At 28.4% G+C, this 17,244-nt stretch carries 15 protein-coding genes; 13 read left to right on the top strand and 2 right to left on the bottom strand.

Annotation, left to right across the window (positions count from 1 at the left end; genetic code table 11):
- The first annotated feature begins 65 nt into the window (after positions 1 to 65).
- The 10 genes from DR020_RS03075 (at position 66) to DR020_RS03030 (ending at position 8,634) form a co-directional block, all read left to right on the top strand.
- Entirely contained in the window at positions 66 to 518 is a 453-nt protein-coding gene (locus tag DR020_RS03075; RefSeq protein ID WP_112365231.1) for an urease accessory protein UreE, read from the top strand.
- Positions 493 to 1,212, top strand: coding sequence for an urease accessory protein UreF (locus DR020_RS03070; protein WP_055259784.1), 720 nt, complete (start codon positions 493 to 495; stop codon positions 1,210 to 1,212). The genes DR020_RS03075 and DR020_RS03070 overlap by 26 nt, the downstream gene beginning before the upstream one ends.
- Before the next feature lie 30 nt (positions 1,213 to 1,242).
- The gene (gene ureG / locus DR020_RS03065; protein ID WP_055259782.1) at positions 1,243 to 1,854 is read left to right on the top strand and encodes an urease accessory protein UreG; all 612 of its coding nucleotides are present in this window, start codon (positions 1,243 to 1,245) and stop codon (positions 1,852 to 1,854) included.
- A gap of 3 nt (positions 1,855 to 1,857) precedes the next feature.
- Entirely contained in the window at positions 1,858 to 2,703 is an 846-nt protein-coding gene (locus DR020_RS03060; RefSeq protein WP_055259780.1) for an urease accessory protein UreD, read from the top strand.
- A 264-nt stretch (positions 2,704 to 2,967) separates the two neighbouring features.
- Positions 2,968 to 4,176: an ammonium transporter gene (locus DR020_RS03055; RefSeq protein ID WP_112365230.1), complete on the top strand. Its 1,209-nt coding sequence runs from the start codon at positions 2,968 to 2,970 to the stop codon at positions 4,174 to 4,176.
- Positions 4,177 to 4,367: 191 nt separating this feature from the next.
- A complete protein-coding gene (locus tag DR020_RS03050) occupies positions 4,368 to 5,525 on the top strand; it encodes an iron-containing alcohol dehydrogenase (RefSeq protein WP_055259776.1) in 1,158 nt (385 codons plus the stop codon).
- A gap of 218 nt (positions 5,526 to 5,743) precedes the next feature.
- Positions 5,744 to 6,421 (top strand): FadR/GntR family transcriptional regulator, encoded by a 678-nt coding sequence (locus DR020_RS03045; protein ID WP_112365229.1) that lies wholly within the window; start codon positions 5,744 to 5,746, stop codon positions 6,419 to 6,421.
- 212 nt (positions 6,422 to 6,633) lie between these two features.
- Positions 6,634 to 7,020, top strand: a complete 387-nt coding sequence (locus DR020_RS03040) for a CidA/LrgA family protein (protein ID WP_055259772.1) — start codon at positions 6,634 to 6,636, stop codon at positions 7,018 to 7,020.
- A 77-nt stretch (positions 7,021 to 7,097) separates the two neighbouring features.
- On the top strand, positions 7,098 to 7,808 hold the full coding sequence (locus DR020_RS03035; protein ID WP_055259770.1) for an LrgB family protein: 711 nt from the start codon (positions 7,098 to 7,100) through the stop codon (positions 7,806 to 7,808).
- A 241-nt stretch (positions 7,809 to 8,049) separates the two neighbouring features.
- Positions 8,050 to 8,634: a DsbA family oxidoreductase gene (locus tag DR020_RS03030; RefSeq protein WP_112365228.1), complete on the top strand. Its 585-nt coding sequence runs from the start codon at positions 8,050 to 8,052 to the stop codon at positions 8,632 to 8,634.
- Between the two features lie 64 nt (positions 8,635 to 8,698).
- On the opposite strand, the gene DR020_RS03025 is transcribed toward DR020_RS03030, so the two are convergent.
- Complete coding sequence (locus DR020_RS03025; protein WP_112365227.1) at positions 8,699 to 10,066, bottom strand: APC family permease; 1,368 nt, start codon at positions 10,064 to 10,066, stop codon at positions 8,699 to 8,701.
- 274 nt (positions 10,067 to 10,340) lie between these two features.
- Between DR020_RS03025 and DR020_RS03020 the strand changes: the two genes are divergently transcribed.
- Positions 10,341 to 11,033, top strand: a complete 693-nt coding sequence (locus DR020_RS03020) for a hypothetical protein (protein WP_160110437.1) — start codon at positions 10,341 to 10,343, stop codon at positions 11,031 to 11,033.
- A 49-nt stretch (positions 11,034 to 11,082) separates the two neighbouring features.
- On the top strand, positions 11,083 to 11,499 hold the full coding sequence (locus tag DR020_RS03015; protein ID WP_112365225.1) for a hypothetical protein: 417 nt from the start codon (positions 11,083 to 11,085) through the stop codon (positions 11,497 to 11,499).
- A 293-nt stretch (positions 11,500 to 11,792) separates the two neighbouring features.
- Here the strand turns inward: DR020_RS03015 and mgtA are convergent, their stop codons facing one another.
- Positions 11,793 to 14,438, bottom strand: coding sequence for a magnesium-translocating P-type ATPase (mgtA, locus tag DR020_RS03010; RefSeq protein ID WP_112365224.1), 2,646 nt, complete (start codon positions 14,436 to 14,438; stop codon positions 11,793 to 11,795).
- A 615-nt stretch (positions 14,439 to 15,053) separates the two neighbouring features.
- Between mgtA and cooS the strand changes: the two genes are divergently transcribed.
- Positions 15,054 to 17,081, top strand: coding sequence for an anaerobic carbon-monoxide dehydrogenase catalytic subunit (cooS, locus tag DR020_RS03005; protein ID WP_058992329.1), 2,028 nt, complete (start codon positions 15,054 to 15,056; stop codon positions 17,079 to 17,081).
- The last annotated feature ends 163 nt before the right edge of the window (positions 17,082 to 17,244 follow it).

The raw sequence follows: 17,244 nt of genomic DNA, 5'->3' as shown, positions 1-17,244 counted from the left end.
ATATTTTATGCTTATCACATTATGTGTGATAAGCATAATTAAAATAATTAAGATTGGAGAATAAAATGGTTTTTGAAAGGGTATTAGGAAATATAAAAGATATAGAGAATATAAATAATTATCATGTAGAAAAAATTATTCTAAAAAGCGATGATTTATTAAAAAGAATAATAAGGGTTACGTCGGATCATGGTCACGAATATGGAATATCTTTAGATAAAGGGAAAACTTTAAATAATGGGGATATTTTATTAAATGATGGTCATAATTTGGTTATAGTTCAATATGAAAGCAATGATATTTTAGTAATAAAACCAAAATCTATAAATGAAATGGGAAAAATAGCTCACGCCCTTGGGAATAGACATCTACCAGCGCAGTTTGAAAATGATACTATGATTGTAGAGTATGATAATTTAGTTGAAGATAAATTAAAACACGATAACATAAATTACTCTAGAGAAAATAGAGTATTAGAAAAGGCGTTTAGACATGTTGAGTTTGAACATAGACACTAAAGATACACATATATTGGAAGTTTTAAGAATAATACAATTGTGCGATTCAAATTTTCCCATAGGTTCTTTTAATCATTCTTATGGAATGGAAACTTATTTAAGAGATGATAGAGTACATAATACAGATACTTTTGCAAAATGGCTAACTACTTATTTAACAAAACAATTTATATATTCAGATGGAATGTGTATAAAAATGCTATATGAGTTGTTAGATAAAAAAGATTTTAAAGGTATTTTAGATTTAGATAGAAAAATAACTGTTCAAACCATAGCAAAAGAGAGCAGAAATGGAAATAAACTTGTTGCAAGTAGAATGATAAAAATGTTTTTAGAACTTTATAATTGTGAAGAAATAAGAGTCTATGAACATGATATAAAAAATAAAAAAGCTTTTGGTCATCCATCAATAGTTTTTGGAATGCTTATGTATAGTTTAAATTTTACTGTCAAAGAGGCAATTATATATTATATATACAGTACAATATCAACTCTTATTCAAAATGCAGTCAGAACTATTCCACTTGGTCAAAAAGATGGGCAAATTCTTTTAAAGAAATTTATAGAAATTTTAGAGGAATTATATGAAATTATAAATAGGACAGAATATGATTATTTTGGAGTAAGTATACCTGGAATCGAATTATCACAAATAAATCATGAAACGTTAACCTTTAGACTTTTTATGTCTTAAAATTCATAAATATTTAAGGGAGGTTTAGGGATGAAACCAGTAATAATAGGGGTTGGTGGTCCAGTTGGGAGTGGAAAAACCCTTCTTATAGAAAGATTGACAAGAATGATAAATAATGATTATAGTTGTGCGGTTATAACAAATGATATTTATACTAAGGAAGATGCAAAGTTTATGGTTAAAAACTCCGTTTTGTCAGAAGATAGAATCATGGGAGTTGAAACAGGAGGATGTCCTCATACGGCAATTAGAGAAGATGCATCGATGAATTTTGCAGCAATAGACGAGATGAAATCTAGGTTTAAAGATTTAGATATATTGTTTTTAGAAAGCGGAGGAGATAATTTAGCTGCTACATTTAGTCCAGATTTAGTTGATTTTTCAATATATATAATAGATGTTGCTCAAGGTGAAAAAATTCCAAGAAAAGCAGGTCAAGGAATGATAAAAAGTGATTTATTTATTATAAATAAAATTGATTTAGCCCCTTATGTTGGAGCAAATTTAGATGTTATGAGAGAAGATACTTTAGCATTTAGAGGGCAGAAAGATTTTATATTTACGAATCTTAAAAATGATTCTGGAGTTTTGGAAGTATTAAATTGGATTAAGAAAAATTGCCTTTTAGAGGGGATTTCTTAGGTTATGAAAAACGCAATAAATACAAAAAGGAAAGCGGGAGTTATAGATTTAGTCTTAGAAAGATTAAATGATAAAACAATAGCCTCTAAAAAATATTTTACAGGAGTTTTTAAATTGTCTCCTAAGATTAATATAGGTTCAGAACAAATTCCTACATATTTTTTAATGCAGTTAGGCGGAGGAGTTGTTGAAGGTGAATACTATAACATATTAGTAGAGCTAAAAAAAGATACGAGAGCGGTGCTAACAACTCAAGCTGCTAATAAAGTTTATAAATGTGAAAATGATATTGAATCTTTACAGGAAACAATAATAAGGCTTCATGAAAACAGTATATTAGAGTATATAAACGACCCTGTAATTCTTTATAAAGATGCAAAATATAAACAAGAAAATAAAATATATATGACTAAAAGTTCGACTTTAATATATACAGATGGAATAACTTCTGGATGGTCGCCAGATAAAAAAAGATTTCAATATAGAAGGGCTAGGTTGAAAACTGATATATATGTAGATGATAATCTTGTTCTATCTGATAATATGATAATAAATCCTAAAGAAGATAATGTAGAGGCTTTAGGTTTTATGGAAGGGTATAAAAATTTTGCAACGTTAATTATTATAAATAACAATATAGATGAAAAAATTATTGAAAAATTAAGGAATAAAATTAATGAACTTAATTTAGATGTAAATGTAGGTATATCTTCAATAGAAGTTAATGGATTCATAGTTAGAATAATGGGTAATTTAACTCAAGAAATAGAAAAGATAATTCTGTTTTGTCATAATTACATAAGAAATAATGTATTAAAATCTGAGGATTTTATAATTAGAAAGCTTTAATCTTTATAAGAGTTAAAAAATAAGGACGTAAATTTTACGTCTTTATTTTTTAAATAATTTTAGTAAGGCATAGAGGATATTATTATTTTTGGGCGATATAAGTGCTTTCTATAAATAAATACATTTATTTTATATTTTAGGAAATACTATATATTGCATAGTATTTTAATGTTTAATTATGTGAACAATTTTTTTGACTCATACTAATGATAATTATAATAAAATAAAATTTTAATAATTAGTTGTAGAAAAGGAGAGATTAAAATGCCTACAATAAACAATGGAGACGTAGCTTTTATGGTAGTGACTACAGTTCTTGTATTTTTGATGACACCAGGTTTAGCCTTTTTTTATGGAGGTCTCGTAGAAAAAAGAAATTCATTAACAATGATGATGTACTCATTCATTGCTATAGGAGTAGTAACTGTTATGTGGACCTTAGGTGGATTTTCATTAGTTTTTGGAAGAGACATTGGAGGATTTATAGGTGATATATCGCAATATTTTATGTTAAAAGGAGTTGATTTTACAGTAAATCCCATTTATGGTTCTAGAATACCCTTTTTAATGTATTTTATGTATCAATTGATGTTTGCTATTATAACAGCGCCTCTTATGACAGGGGCTTTTGCTAATAGAATGAATATAGTTGGATGGATAAAATTTTTAGTTCTTTGGATGATAGTTATTTACTTCCCAGTAGCACATTGGGTATGGGGAGGCGGTTTTTTAGCAAAATGGGGATTTGTAGATTATGCTGGAGGAACCGTAATACATACGACAGCAGGTTTTGGAGCTTTAGCAGCAATATTATTCTTAGGAAAAAGAACTGTTAGACCTCACAAAGGTCCTGGAAATATAGCGCTTGTACTAATTGGTGGAGCCATTTTATTATTTGGATGGTTTGGATTTAATTCAGGAGGAGCTTTAGCAGGAGGGGAAACTGCTGCTTTAGCTTTCACAAATACTGGAATAGCTGCGGGATTTGCATCTATAGTTTGGGTTATAATAAGTTATATTAAAGAAAAGCATTTCTCGATAGTAGAATTTATAACAGGAGCTGTTGCTGGTCTTGCAACAATAACACCATGTTCAGGTTATGTAACACCACAAGGATCAGTATTTATTGGTATTATAGCAGCTGTGGCCTGTTTTATATTTGTTCATTTAGCAAAATCATTAAAATTAGATGATGCTTTAGATGTTTGGGGAGTGCATGGCATGGGTGGATTTATAGGCACTCTTTTAATAGGATTATTTGCAGTTAGTGCGGTTAATGGAATTAGTGCAAGTTTTAATCAATTCATAGTTCAACTTTATGGAGTTATTATTGTAGCAGCATATTCATTTATACTGACATTTGTAATATTAAAAATATGCGATATGACTGGAACTATAAGGGTGAGTCCAGAAGTTCAAAAAGAAGGTTTAGATAAGAATCTTTTACATGAAAAATTTTCAGTAGAAGAATAAAGAGATTAGTATAGGCTATGGCCTATACTAATTTTTATTAAATGATTGGGACAGGTTATAAAGTAAATATATCGTTTGATAGTGAAAGTTGTTCATTAGCGAATAAATTGATATAATTAAGTGAAATATTTAATTATAGATAATGTTAAAATGAATTACATAATATTTTTGTACGATAGAGGTGAAATAAAATGTTAAATTTTGATTTTTATAATCCAACTAAGATAGTTTTTGGAAAAGATAGATTAAATGAATTAGATAATCTTATAAAAAAAGATGCTAAAGTGTTGATTCTTTACGGTGGTGGTAGTGTAAAGAAATTTGGAACATTAGAAAAGGTTATGAATGGTTTAGGGAATAGAAAAATTTTTGAATTTGGTGGAATAGAGCCAAATCCTAAGTATGAAACATTGATGAAAGCTGTAGAAATAGTTAAAAGAGAAAAGATAGACTTTCTTTTGGCAGTTGGTGGTGGCTCTGTAATGGATGGAACTAAATTTATAGCTCTTGCTGCATGTTATGAAGGAATTGAAGCTTCAGATATATTATTTGGAAAAGAAACTTCAGCAATAAAAAAAGCTATACCTATAGGAATGGTTGTAACTTTGCCAGCAACAGGTTCAGAAATGAATAGAGGTGGAGTTATTACATTTAATTATGGAAAATGGTCATTTTATAATGATTTAGTTTTTCCTAAATTTTCAATATTAGATCCAACACTTACTTTTTCTCTTCCAAAATCCCAAGTTGCAAATGGGATTGTTGATACATTTGTACATGTGTGCGAACAATATATGACATATCCTGTAGATGGAAGATTTCAAGACAGAACATCAGAAGGAATATTAAAAACATTAATAGAAATTGGAAAAATTACAGTTGAAAATCCTACAGATTATAATGCGAGAGCGAATCTTGTTTGGTGTGCAACTATGGGATTAAATGGTCTTATAGGAGCTGGAGTCCCTGTTGATTGGAGTACTCATAGAATTGGTCATGAGATAACAGCTATGTTTGAAGTAGATCATGCTAAAACACTTGCAATTGTATTGCCATCTCTTTGGAATGTAACAAGAAAAGATAAACATGATAAATTAGTTCAATATGCAGAGAGAATTTGGAATATATCAAGCGGTAGTGATGATGAAAAAATAGATTTAGCTATTGAAAAAACTAGAGAGTTTTTTGAGGGATTAGGAATAAAAACTCATCTATCTGATTATGGTATACAATTTGATGAAATTGAACATTTAGTTAAAGCCTTAAAGGATCACGGTAGAGTAGCATTATCAGAAACTGGTAAAATAACTTTAGATGTAAGCAGAAAAATATTAGAAGGCGCTATATAAATATCTAAATTTAATATAGAAATAATAATAATTTAAATAAACTGTATTAAAACATAATTTAGTTTTAATACAGTTTTTTATTTTGATTTTGTTGTAGTATAGTGGTAAAATATTAAAATTGCAATAAAAGTTTGATAAAATATAATCATAGATGTAGAAAAGTATTAATTATGTTTTAGGAAGAAAGGAGGAAAAATCTAAATTTTAGATTTATATGTATGGAAAACAAAACAAATAGGGCCTACGAGGTAGTAATAGAGGCTATAAAGAAAAAAATAAAAAATGGTGAAATTAAAAAGGGTGAAAAATTAAGACCAGAGAGAGAGATTGCAGAAGATTTGGGGGTTAGTAGAGCATCTGTTAGAGAAGCTATAAGAGCTTTAGATGTTATTGGGCTTATTGAAAGTAGGCAAGGTGCTGGAAATTATATAAAAGAAACATTTGAGGAATCTTTAATACAACCATTATCAGTAATGTTTTTATTAGAGCAAAATGATTTTACGGAGATAAATGAGTTTAGGTTTATATTAGAAAGTCAGGCAGCTGTTTTAGCAGCTGAGAGAATAGATGAAAAAGATATAAAAAAGTTAGAAGAATTAATAGATGAGATGAGCAAAACATCAGATGAAGAAAAAAATGTTGAAATAGATAGACAACTCCATTATATAATTGATAATGCATCTAAAAATAGAGTAATATCTAGTATATTAGCGGTAATATCAGAGCTTATTGATGAAAGTATAAAGGGAACTAGAAGTGAGTTAGCTAGAAAGGATGCACAAAATAGCAAAAAGCTTTTGGAGATACACAAAGAGTTAGTTGATGCAATGAAAAGTAAAAGTAAAAAAAGAGCATATGAGGCTATGCAAAGGCATAGAGAAATTATAGAAATATAAATATATCACTAAAAAAACTATAAAGTCTTAACTTAATAAAGACTTTATAGTTTTTTTATTATTAAAAATAATGAATTTTAAGTAAATTTATCATTTATATAAAAGAAGTTTAAATAAAACACTAGCCAAATACAAATAAATGTTGTACAATATGTTATGTTATTGGTCATACCAATTTGGAATAATTAAATATATCAATAGGAAGTGGGTTTATGAAATTACTTAGAGAATGTTTAATAATTTTAGTTATTTATTTTGTAGGGGAATTTATATCTAGTACATTTAAGTTATCAATACCAGGAAATATTATCGGAATGCTACTTCTTTTAGCGCTTCTTATGACAAATGTCGTTAAGGTAGAACAAATAGAAACAGTATCAAATTTCTTATTAGATCATTTAGCATTCTTTTTCTTACCAGCTGGGGTAGCACTTATAACTGCTCTTGGAATATTAAAATTAGATGGTATTCAATTAGTGATTATTGCTATAGTATCTACTTTAGTGGTAATGAGTGTAACAGCTATATTAGTTCAATTCTTCATAAAGAAAATGAGCAAAGATAAAAATGAAAATAATGTAAATGTAAGCAACAAATAATTAATCATTATGGAGTAATAGATTTTAGTATATGAAAAAAGTTATAAAAAAATAAGGAAATAAGGAGGTCAATACATATGCAAGCTTTAATTAATAACGGATTGTTTGGAATATTAATAAGTATATTAGGTTATGAAATAGGAATGTTTATATTTAAGAAAACTAAAATAGTTGTATTTAATCCTCTTCTTATAGGAATCATTTTTGTTATACTAGTTTTAGTTTTTGGTCATATAAGTTATAATACATATAATTCAAGTGCAAAATTCATAAATGATATGTTAGAACCAGCAACAGTAGTTCTTGCAGTACCACTTTATAAACAAATAAAACTTTTGAAAAAGTATTTATGGCCTGTTATACTTGGCTTATTGTGTGGATGTTTAGTATCTATGAGCTTTGTTTCAGTTTTATGTTATCTTTTCGGATTTAATGCAAAACTTATTGCATCATTGATTCCAAAATCAGTTACAACACCTATAAGTTATGCTATCTCAAGTAATTTAGGAGGAATAACTTCAATTACAGTAGTATGTGTAATAATAACAGGAATTACAGGAGCAATAGTTGGTCCTACTATATTTAAATTGTTTAAGATAAAACATCCAGTAGCTATGGGAATAGCTTTTGGAACAGCATCACATTCATTAGGAACAGCAACAGCTTTTGAAATGGGAGAAATTCAAGGTGCTATGAGTTCATTATCAATAGGACTTGCGGGAATCATAACAGTTATTTTATCAACTCCAATCTACATGTTGGTATTAAAAATATTTAAGTTAAATTAGCAATTTTAGTGACAATGGGTAAAATTTAATAAAATAGATGATGAAAAACTAAGAATAATATAAAATTCTTAGTTTTTTCTATTATTTTACTGAAATATTAAGATATTTGAATAGAATTCGTGATGATTGAGAAATATAGTTTATTTAAAGGTATCAAAATGTCGAATTTTGTAGTAATATATAATTATACAGATGTTCATATAATGTTCATATATTTTTATTTTGTTAAAGGAGAGTTGAGATGGGGCTTAACATTAAGGTTTATTTGGATTATATTTGCCCTTTTTGTTTTTTAACAACATTTTCTTTTAATGCTGCTATAAAAAATAAAGATGTAAGTGTTGAATATATACCATTTGAGATTCCTAAATTAAAATTAGAAAATGATTTATTTAGAAAAAATTTTTGGAGCAATATATTAGAAAATACAGCTAAAAATTTCGGGCATAAAGCAAAAATACCAGATATACATAGACCAAAGAGTAAGTTTGCTTCAGAAGCTTATTATTTTGCAGATGAAAACGGCAAGGGAAAGGAATTTAATAGTAAAGTTTACGAAGCATTTTTTGAAAAAGGTAAAGATATTAACCGTATTGATGTATTATCTGAGGTGGGAAGCGAGATAGGAATAGATTCAGATGATATAAAATCAGTATTAGAAGCTAGAAAATATAAGGAACAACATGAAGAAGCTATAAAAAGAGGCAAAGAAGAAGGAATAAATGCTGTACCAACAATAATAATAGGGCATACTAAAGTTGTAGGATATAAGAGAAGAGAATTTTTTGATAGTATAATAGAAGAAGAAATTGAACGACTTAAATAGCTATATAATTAAGATTAAAACCACAAAATATTTTATAATATTTTGTGGTTAATAATATGGCTTTTTACTTTATTTTAGAGTGTTTATATGAATATGTAAAATAAAGAATTGCAGCAAATACAATGAATATTGCGAAATATATCCAAATCTTATAAGGTAAATTAAAGATTAAAAATCCACAACTAAGAGCTGCAAGTATAGGGATTAAAGGAACTAATGGTGTTCTAAATCCTCTTTTTAAATCAGGTCTAACCTTTCTAAATACTATAACTGATATAGATACTATGAAATAAGCAATTAGTAAAGCCATGTTTGAAAAATTAGCTAAAGATCCTAAATTAATAAAACCAGCTAGGATAGCGGCTACAATTCCAATAGACCATATTGATACTAGAGGAATGTTTTTAGAATTTGTTTTAGCAAATTTAGAAGGAAGCAAACCATCTCTTCCAACTGACAGCAAGACACGTGATGAACCATAAGTTTGACCAAATATAACTGCCATAGTTCCGATGACAGCGCCTACTGATAAAATAGCTGCTATTTTAGTTCTTCCAACACTATTTAGGGCATAAGCTAAAGCATCGCCAGTATCAAGTTTTGAGTAAGAAGACATACCAGTTAAAATTAAGGCTACTATGATATATATTATAGTAGAAATAACTAAAGATAATATTAATGCTATTGGTATAGTTCTTTGAGGATTTTTAGTTTCTTCAGCAGCAGAGGCAGTAGTGTCAAAACCAGTATAAGCAAAGAATACTGATGAAGCACCAGAAAAAACACCAGTAAATCCAAAAGGAAGGAAAGTGTTCCAATTATCAGTATTAATATAAAAAACACCTACAACTATAAAAAGAAATATAACTCCAAGTTTTATTAATACCATTAAATTATTAAATTTTTTACTTTCTTTAGTTCCAATAGATAATATGAACATTATAAATAATATTACTAGTATTCCTGGTAAGTTTACAATACCACCGTTTGCAGGAATAGTAGTTAAATATGTAGGTAAATTTATACCAAGTGCCGATAATATGTTAGTGAAATAAGCAGACCAACCAGCCCCAACGGTTGCTACGGACAATGTATAACCTAAGACTATACATAAACCTACTATATAAGCTAAAAATTCACCCATAGAGGCGTAAACATAAGTATAAGATCCACCTGAACTTGGCAAAGTCGATGAAAACTCAGCATAACAAAGTACAATGAAAATACAAGCGATACCTGAAATTATAAAGGAAAGAGATACTCCAGGCCCAGCTTCTGTTGCAGCAACAACGCCAGTTAAAACCATAACTCCAGTTCCTATAACAGCACCTATGCTCATAAGAGTCAAATCAAAAACTCCAAGAGTACGTTCTTTATGAGCCTTGTTTTCATTTAAAATATCATTTGTATTTTGCTTTCTAAAAAGATTCAAAAGACAAAACCCCCTTTTTTATTATTCAAAACAATATTAGCACTAAAATATGTTTTATTCAATTAAATTAATAATTAAAATGAAATTATGCTAACGATTTACTAAATTTATTTCTAAAATTAAATAATTTATTACAATTTACGCCTAAATACGATTTAATTTTGCTTTTCTTATAAATAATTTTAATATAGTTAAATTTTTTTTAAATAAAAGTCTAATTTTCATTTTAAAATATGTAATTAAATGTATAAAATAAAAAATATGTCTTACGAAAATGATAGAAATTTTTCAAAAGTATTGTTATACTGTATTTATAGTTAGAAATAAACAAAAAATGCTTGAAGTGGGACGACCATTTGTATTGCCAACTAAAAGGGAGATGAGTCATGTGGGAAAGAAAATATGGTCAATAATAACAAATGCGATAGCGTTAACTGTAAGAACATGTACATTTACAACTCCAGTAATGACTGAAGCTGTTGGTACTTCAAATGGAAGAAATATCAAGTTGAGTTCTAATGAATTTAAAATTAAATCATTTAATAATGATACAGATAATTGTAAAATTACTAAGGAGAAAAGTAGAAGAAAATCAGATAATGGGGATTGTGCTGATTTTGTTACTAATGTAAATGTTCAAGGTATAGGGACTGAGGAGATTTTAGCAGAATTTAATTTAAATAAGGTATTGAATATCAGTTTGTCTGAAAGAAGTAACATAATAATAAAATGTTATGATAAAGATGACAGGGTACTTATTTCTAAATTTAAGTATTATGATGAGTATTTGATAGATGCTATGGGTAGACATGCTTATGGCTTGTCCAAACCAATATTACAGTCTGGAAAATATTTTATAAAGATTAATAATAAGGATACAACTATAAATGTTCTAGATGTTGTTAAAGTTGAATTGATTTTTGTCGATTCAAGCGGAGAATCAAAAAGCATAATATTTAAAGAATAGTAGAGTTTAAATTAATAATGAAATTTTGAGAAGTAAAGGGGAAGTTATTATGAAAGATAAAAAGTTAATGGCAGTGATAGCAGGAACAGCAGCTGCAGCAGGTGTTGTAGCAACTATAGCAGGGATAAAATCTGCAAAAAATTTAAAAAGCTGTTGTGAAGATGATTCTTTAAAAAATGATTCAGAAATATCAATAGAAGAATACAGTGAAGAAAGCAAAGAAAAAATAAATATAATTAATAATAAAATAGAAGAATTAAATCAAAAACAATTAGAACTTGAGGCTGAACTTGAAGCTAAAAGAGATGAAATATTAAAATTAAAAGAAGAAGTTATATTAGAAGAAGAAAAATTGAGACAATCAATAGAAGAAGCAAAAGGTGCACAACTTGAAGAGGCAGCTGATTTAAGCGAAGAGGTTGAATCTGATGAAGTTGTGGAAGAAAAAGAAGCAACTGTTGAATAAATCAATCCATATATAGTATAAGTTATCCACAATATCCACAAGATATTGTGGATAACTTTTTGTATTAATTGAAAAAATTAATATTTAAATATAAAAATAATCTACGAGTAAAATTTTCTCGTAGATTATTTTCATTAATTTAAATACTTTAATACATAATAAATATGTTTTGTGGTTATTAAATTTTAAAGATCTTTTTTGATTAGAACAATAGCTGGAAGAACTAAATAAGCTATAAATCCAGCAATGAATCCAATAATGCTTAGTGTACTCATCTAATTCACCCCCATTCATTATAGGAGAGCGCCAAATCTTTTTATATAAAGTTTCTTTAACGCTTGAACTAATAAACATAATACTATCATTAATCCAAAGATATATAATAAGTACCAAGGTGTTATATACACCATACCCATAGCTTGACCGATAGGGGTATATGGTAGTATCCAACCAACCGCCAAAGAGGCTAGTATTGACACACTAAATAATTTTGACGGATTGCTTTGTAAGAAAGGTATTTTTTCTGTTCTTAATGCAAATAGAACGAACACGGAGTTTGATACACCTTCAATAAACCAACCAGTTTGGAATAAAGCAGATTGAGCATCTGTTGTACAACCAAAGTAAAACCACATGGTAATAAAACAGATAATATCAAATATTGAGTTAGAAGGTCCAAATACTATAAGCATTTTTGACATTTCTTTAGCATTCCATTTTCTTGGTTTAGCAATAAGTTCTGGATCAACATTATCCCAAGCGATAAATACTTGAGTAATATCGTAAACTAAGTTTTGTACTAATAATTCAATAGGTAGCATTGGAACAAATGGTAAGAATATACCTGCCATAAGAACACTTATAGAGTTACCATAGTTGTTACTTGCGGTAATTTTTAAATATTTTGTAGTATTAGCAAAAACTTTTCTACCTTCAATAATACCTTCTTGAAGTACCATAAGATCTTTTTCTAAAAGAATAACATCAGCACTTTCTTTAGCAATTTCAACAGCAGTATCAACTGAAATACCAACATCAGATTCTTTTAATGCAATAGAATCGTTTATACCATCTCCCATAAAACCAACAACTTTGTTAGCGCTTTTTAATACTCTAACAATTCTTGCTTTTTGAAGAGGATTTAATTTAGCAAAAACATTAGCTTTTAATGCTTCAGCTCTTAATTCATTATCAGACATCTTAGAAACTTCAGAACCAAGTAAAATTCCAGTTATCTTAAATCCTACTTGTTCACAAACTTTTTTAGTAACTAGTTCATTGTCTCCAGTTAGAATTTTTACATCAACACCATAGTATTCAAGTGCATCTAATGCGGCTTTAGTTGTTTCTTTTGGTGGATCTAAAAATCCTAAAAATCCTATTAAAGTCATTTCTGATTCATCTTCTAAGGCTGCAGAAGTTTTAGAAAGTTGTTTTTTAGCAAGAGCTATAACTCTCATACCTTCAAGGTTTAATTTATTCACTTTTTTCTTTAAATTAGAAATAATTTTAGAATCTATTTCTAATAATTCACCGTTCATCTCTATGTATTTAGAAATATGTAACATTTCTTCAAAAGCACCTTTTGTTATTAATAAAGGTTCGTTATTTTCTTCAATTAAAACAGACATTCTACGTCTATTAAAATCAAAAGCTAAATCATCATGTTTCTTAAAATTGTTATCTAATTCTTTAGCAAGATTTAATTCTTTAGCACGTTCTATTATGGCAAAGTCAATTACGTTTTGTAATCCGTTTTGTTTTGCACTATTTAAGTAAGCATACTTAAGGACTTCATTAGAAGTGCTACCAGTTATATCAATACATTCTTCAACTCTTATATGATCATCTGTTAATGTTCCAGTTTTATCTGTACAAAGTATTTCGATAGATCCAAAGTTTTGAATTGCACCAATTTTTTTTACAACTGTTTTACGTTTAGCCATTTTTAAAGCACCTTTAGTAAGGTTTTCAGATACAATAGCAGGTAACATTTCAGGTGTTAAACCAACAGCAAGTGATGCAGCAAAAGTTAATGCATCAAAGAAACTACCTGTTTGATACCAGTCTATAACAAGAACTAGAGGCACCATTACAGCCATAAATATTAAAAGCATTTTAGAAACTTTTCTAACACTTTTATCAAATTCTGTTTCAGGGTCTGCCTCTTGTAATGAAGATTGCATAGCACCAAAATATGTATTTTGACCTGTGCCGATAACAACAGCAATAGCTGTTCCACTTACAACACTAGTTCCTAGAAGGCAAACGTTTGTATAATCTCCAATTTCTGAGCTATCAGAATTGTTTATAGTAAATTTTTGTACAGGTTCAGATTCTCCAGTCAAAGCTGATTGACTAATCATAAGATCCTTGCACTCTAAAATTTTTAAATCAGCAGGAACGATATCTCCAGTTCTTAGCTTAACTATATCTCCAACTGCTAATTTTCTTGTATCAATTTGTTCGAAATCTTTATCATTTCTTTTTACTAGACATGTATTTTTTATGTAACTTGCCAAAGCTTTTGCAGATTTTCCCGATCTATACTCTTGAGAAAATTGAATTACTCCACCTACTACTATTAATACAAGTATAATGTTGATTTGAGACCAACTTTGAGTTCCTGGAGCTACAAACACAACATTTGTAAGATAACTTATAATAGCAATTATAACTAATACAAATACAAATGGATTTATGAAAGCTTTGCAAAATTGAACTATTATTGGTTTTTCTTTATTTGGATCAGTGCTATTATTTCCGTAAGTGGATATGTTTTTCTTAATTTGTGCTTCACTCAAACCATCAAGAGATGTATTGAATTTTTTAAATAATTCTTCATTGGAAAGTGTACTATTTTCATGTATTTTTGAACTAATACGTTTGAAATTCTCTTGATCTAATTTTTGAGCTTTTTTTCTTTTTTTATCGCTCATTTTTAATCTCCTTAATAATTACGGTACAAATAATTTTAAAAATCAAATTAGATTTTACTTTATTTATTTCATTATCTTGATAGCGCTAACAAATAGCAATGTATTTTATTAAGTATAAAACCTCCTTTTATATAATAAATAAAAAGTAATAAATAACTTACATATAAATTGATAATTGATTATCTGTTGAAAATAAATTATCAATTAGGATTATACTATATAAATATTCTCAATTCAATAAAAATTTAAACCTTTTACATAGATTTCTTTATTATTTAATTAAATTATTAACAAAAAAAACTAGTAAAAAGAAGAAATATCATATAAAAAAGAGAAAAACATTACATTAGATATGTGTAATGTTAATATATTTTAACAATTACTATATAATCAATAATAAATAAGTATAAAAAAAACATAAAATCAATAATAAGTAATATTTAAAACGTAATGATAATAATAATTAAATAATATAAAAAAACTAAAAAAAAATAGAGAAAAAATTAAAAAAACATTTGAAAAAAAGTCGAATAGTAGTATAATTATAATAAAGTTAATAATTAACTGCTGAACAGTTTGACAAATGTTTGACAAATAAAGGAGGATTTTTTTAATATGGATACAAGAGAAGTAATAAACAAATTACATAATCAAGAAGCAAAAGAACTTAAAACTACTAGTACTCATGCTCATGAACATGGAGCAGATGACTATGATTATATGAAGGCAGTTGCTGAGTATAAAAAAACATTCGCATCAAAAAAAGATGTAATAGAAAAAGCAGCTGACCCAGCAGTAAGAGAAATGTTATTACATATGGAGAAATTAGGAATAGATACTCCTTTTGATAGATTTGATCAACAAAAACCACAATGTAGCTTTGGTATAGCAGGGGTATGTTGCCGTATATGTACAATGGGACCTTGTAAAATAACTGCTAAAAGCCCAAAAGGAGTTTGTGGTGCTGATGCTGACCTTATAGTTGCTAGAAATATATTAAGAAGTATGGCAGGTGGGGTAGGAGCTCATGGGGCTCATGGTAGAGAAGTTATACTTGCGTTAAGATTTGCAGCAGAAGGAAAGTTAGATTTACCTATATTAGGAGAAAATATATTAAGAGAAAGTGCTCCTAAATTAGGAATAAAAGATTATGAAAAAATGTCAGTTAAGGAATTAGCTATGGCTGTTTCTGATGTTTTACTTGCTGATATGTCAAGATCTCTTCCAGATGAATATCAAACAATAAAAGGTTTTGCTCCATTAGAAAGACAAGAAAAGTGGAAAGAAATGGATATACTACCTATTTCGGCTTATCATGAAGTTTTTGAAGCATTACATAGATCAAATGAGGCAACAGATGGAGATTGGAAGAACATTATGCAACAATTTGCAAGATGTGGTCTTACATTCTTATATTCAGGAGTTGTAGCACCAGCTATTGCAACAGATGCTTTATTTGGATTACCAAAGAGACAAACATCAAGAGTTAATGTTGGAGCATTGGAAGAAGGATATGTAAATATAGCTGTTCATGGACATTTACCAGTTCTTGTTAGCGAAATCATAAAACAAGGTAGAAGTGAAGAATTTATAAATTTAGCTAAATCAAAAGGAGCTAAAGGAATTAAATTCTATGGAATTTGTTGTACAGGCCTTTCATCAATGTATAGATATGGTGATGTAGTTCCATTATCTAACTCAGTTGGAGCTGAACTTATATTAGGAACTGGAGCATTAGACTGTTGGATTGCTGATGTACAAGATGTATTCCCAGGAATTATGGATGTTGCTAGATGTTTTAAAACTACAGTAATTACAACAAGTGATTCTGCAAGACTTCCAGGAGCAGAACATTATGCTTATGACCACTATCATTCAAATATAGGTGAAACAGAAAACTTAGCTAAGAAAATAATGACAAGAGCTATTGAAAGTTATGCTGATAGACGTAATATACCAGTTCATATACCACAATATGAAGTTGAAGCTGAGGTTGGATTTACTTCTGAATATGTAAAAGAGAGATATGGCGGAAGCATGAAACCACTTGCTGATGCAGTTAAAAGTGGTAAAGTGTTAGGTATAGTTAACCTAGTTGGATGCTGTAATCCAAGAGTTGTTTATGAAAGAGCTATTGTTGATGTTGCAACAAAATTACTTGAAAATAATATTCTTATATTAACAAACGGTTGTGCATCATTCCCATTATTAAAAACAGGAATGTGTGCTGTTAAAGCTCAAGAATTAGCAGGAGAAGGATTAAGAAGCATTTTAGGAGATGACCTTCCACCAATATGGCATGTTGGAGAATGTGTTGATAACACAAGATCAACTGAAATATTTGCAGGAGTTGCTGGTGAACTTGGATTAGAAATGAAAGATATGCCTTATGCAATGTCAAGTCCAGAATGGGCAAATGAAAAAGGTATAGGAGCTTCATATTGCTTTAGACTTATGGGAATTAACACATATCATTGTGTATATCCACCAGCTCATGGTTCACAAAATGTAATGAATTATATTTTAGATTCAAGCAAAACTTTAGGTTCAACTATGAATATAGAAGTAGATCCACTTAAATTAGCTGATAAAATAATAGAAAATATGAAAAATAAGAGAAAAGCATTAGGTTGGGATAAATAATATTAAATAATATAATTCCTTATAATTATTAAATAGATAGACAGGGAGAGGTTTTAACAATATCCCCCTGTTTTTTTGTTTTTAAATATACATTTTTTACTTACATCTAAAATTGATGTATAAATACAAAGTTACATTTAAAATATAGTTGTGTATCTTAATA

It is taken from the genome of Sarcina ventriculi, from assembly GCF_900456775.1.
Classification (GTDB): Bacteria; Bacillota; Clostridia; order Clostridiales; family Clostridiaceae; genus Sarcina; species Sarcina ventriculi.
Note: the sequence above shows the minus strand (reverse complement) of the source record. Positions and strands in the feature narration are given on the sequence as shown.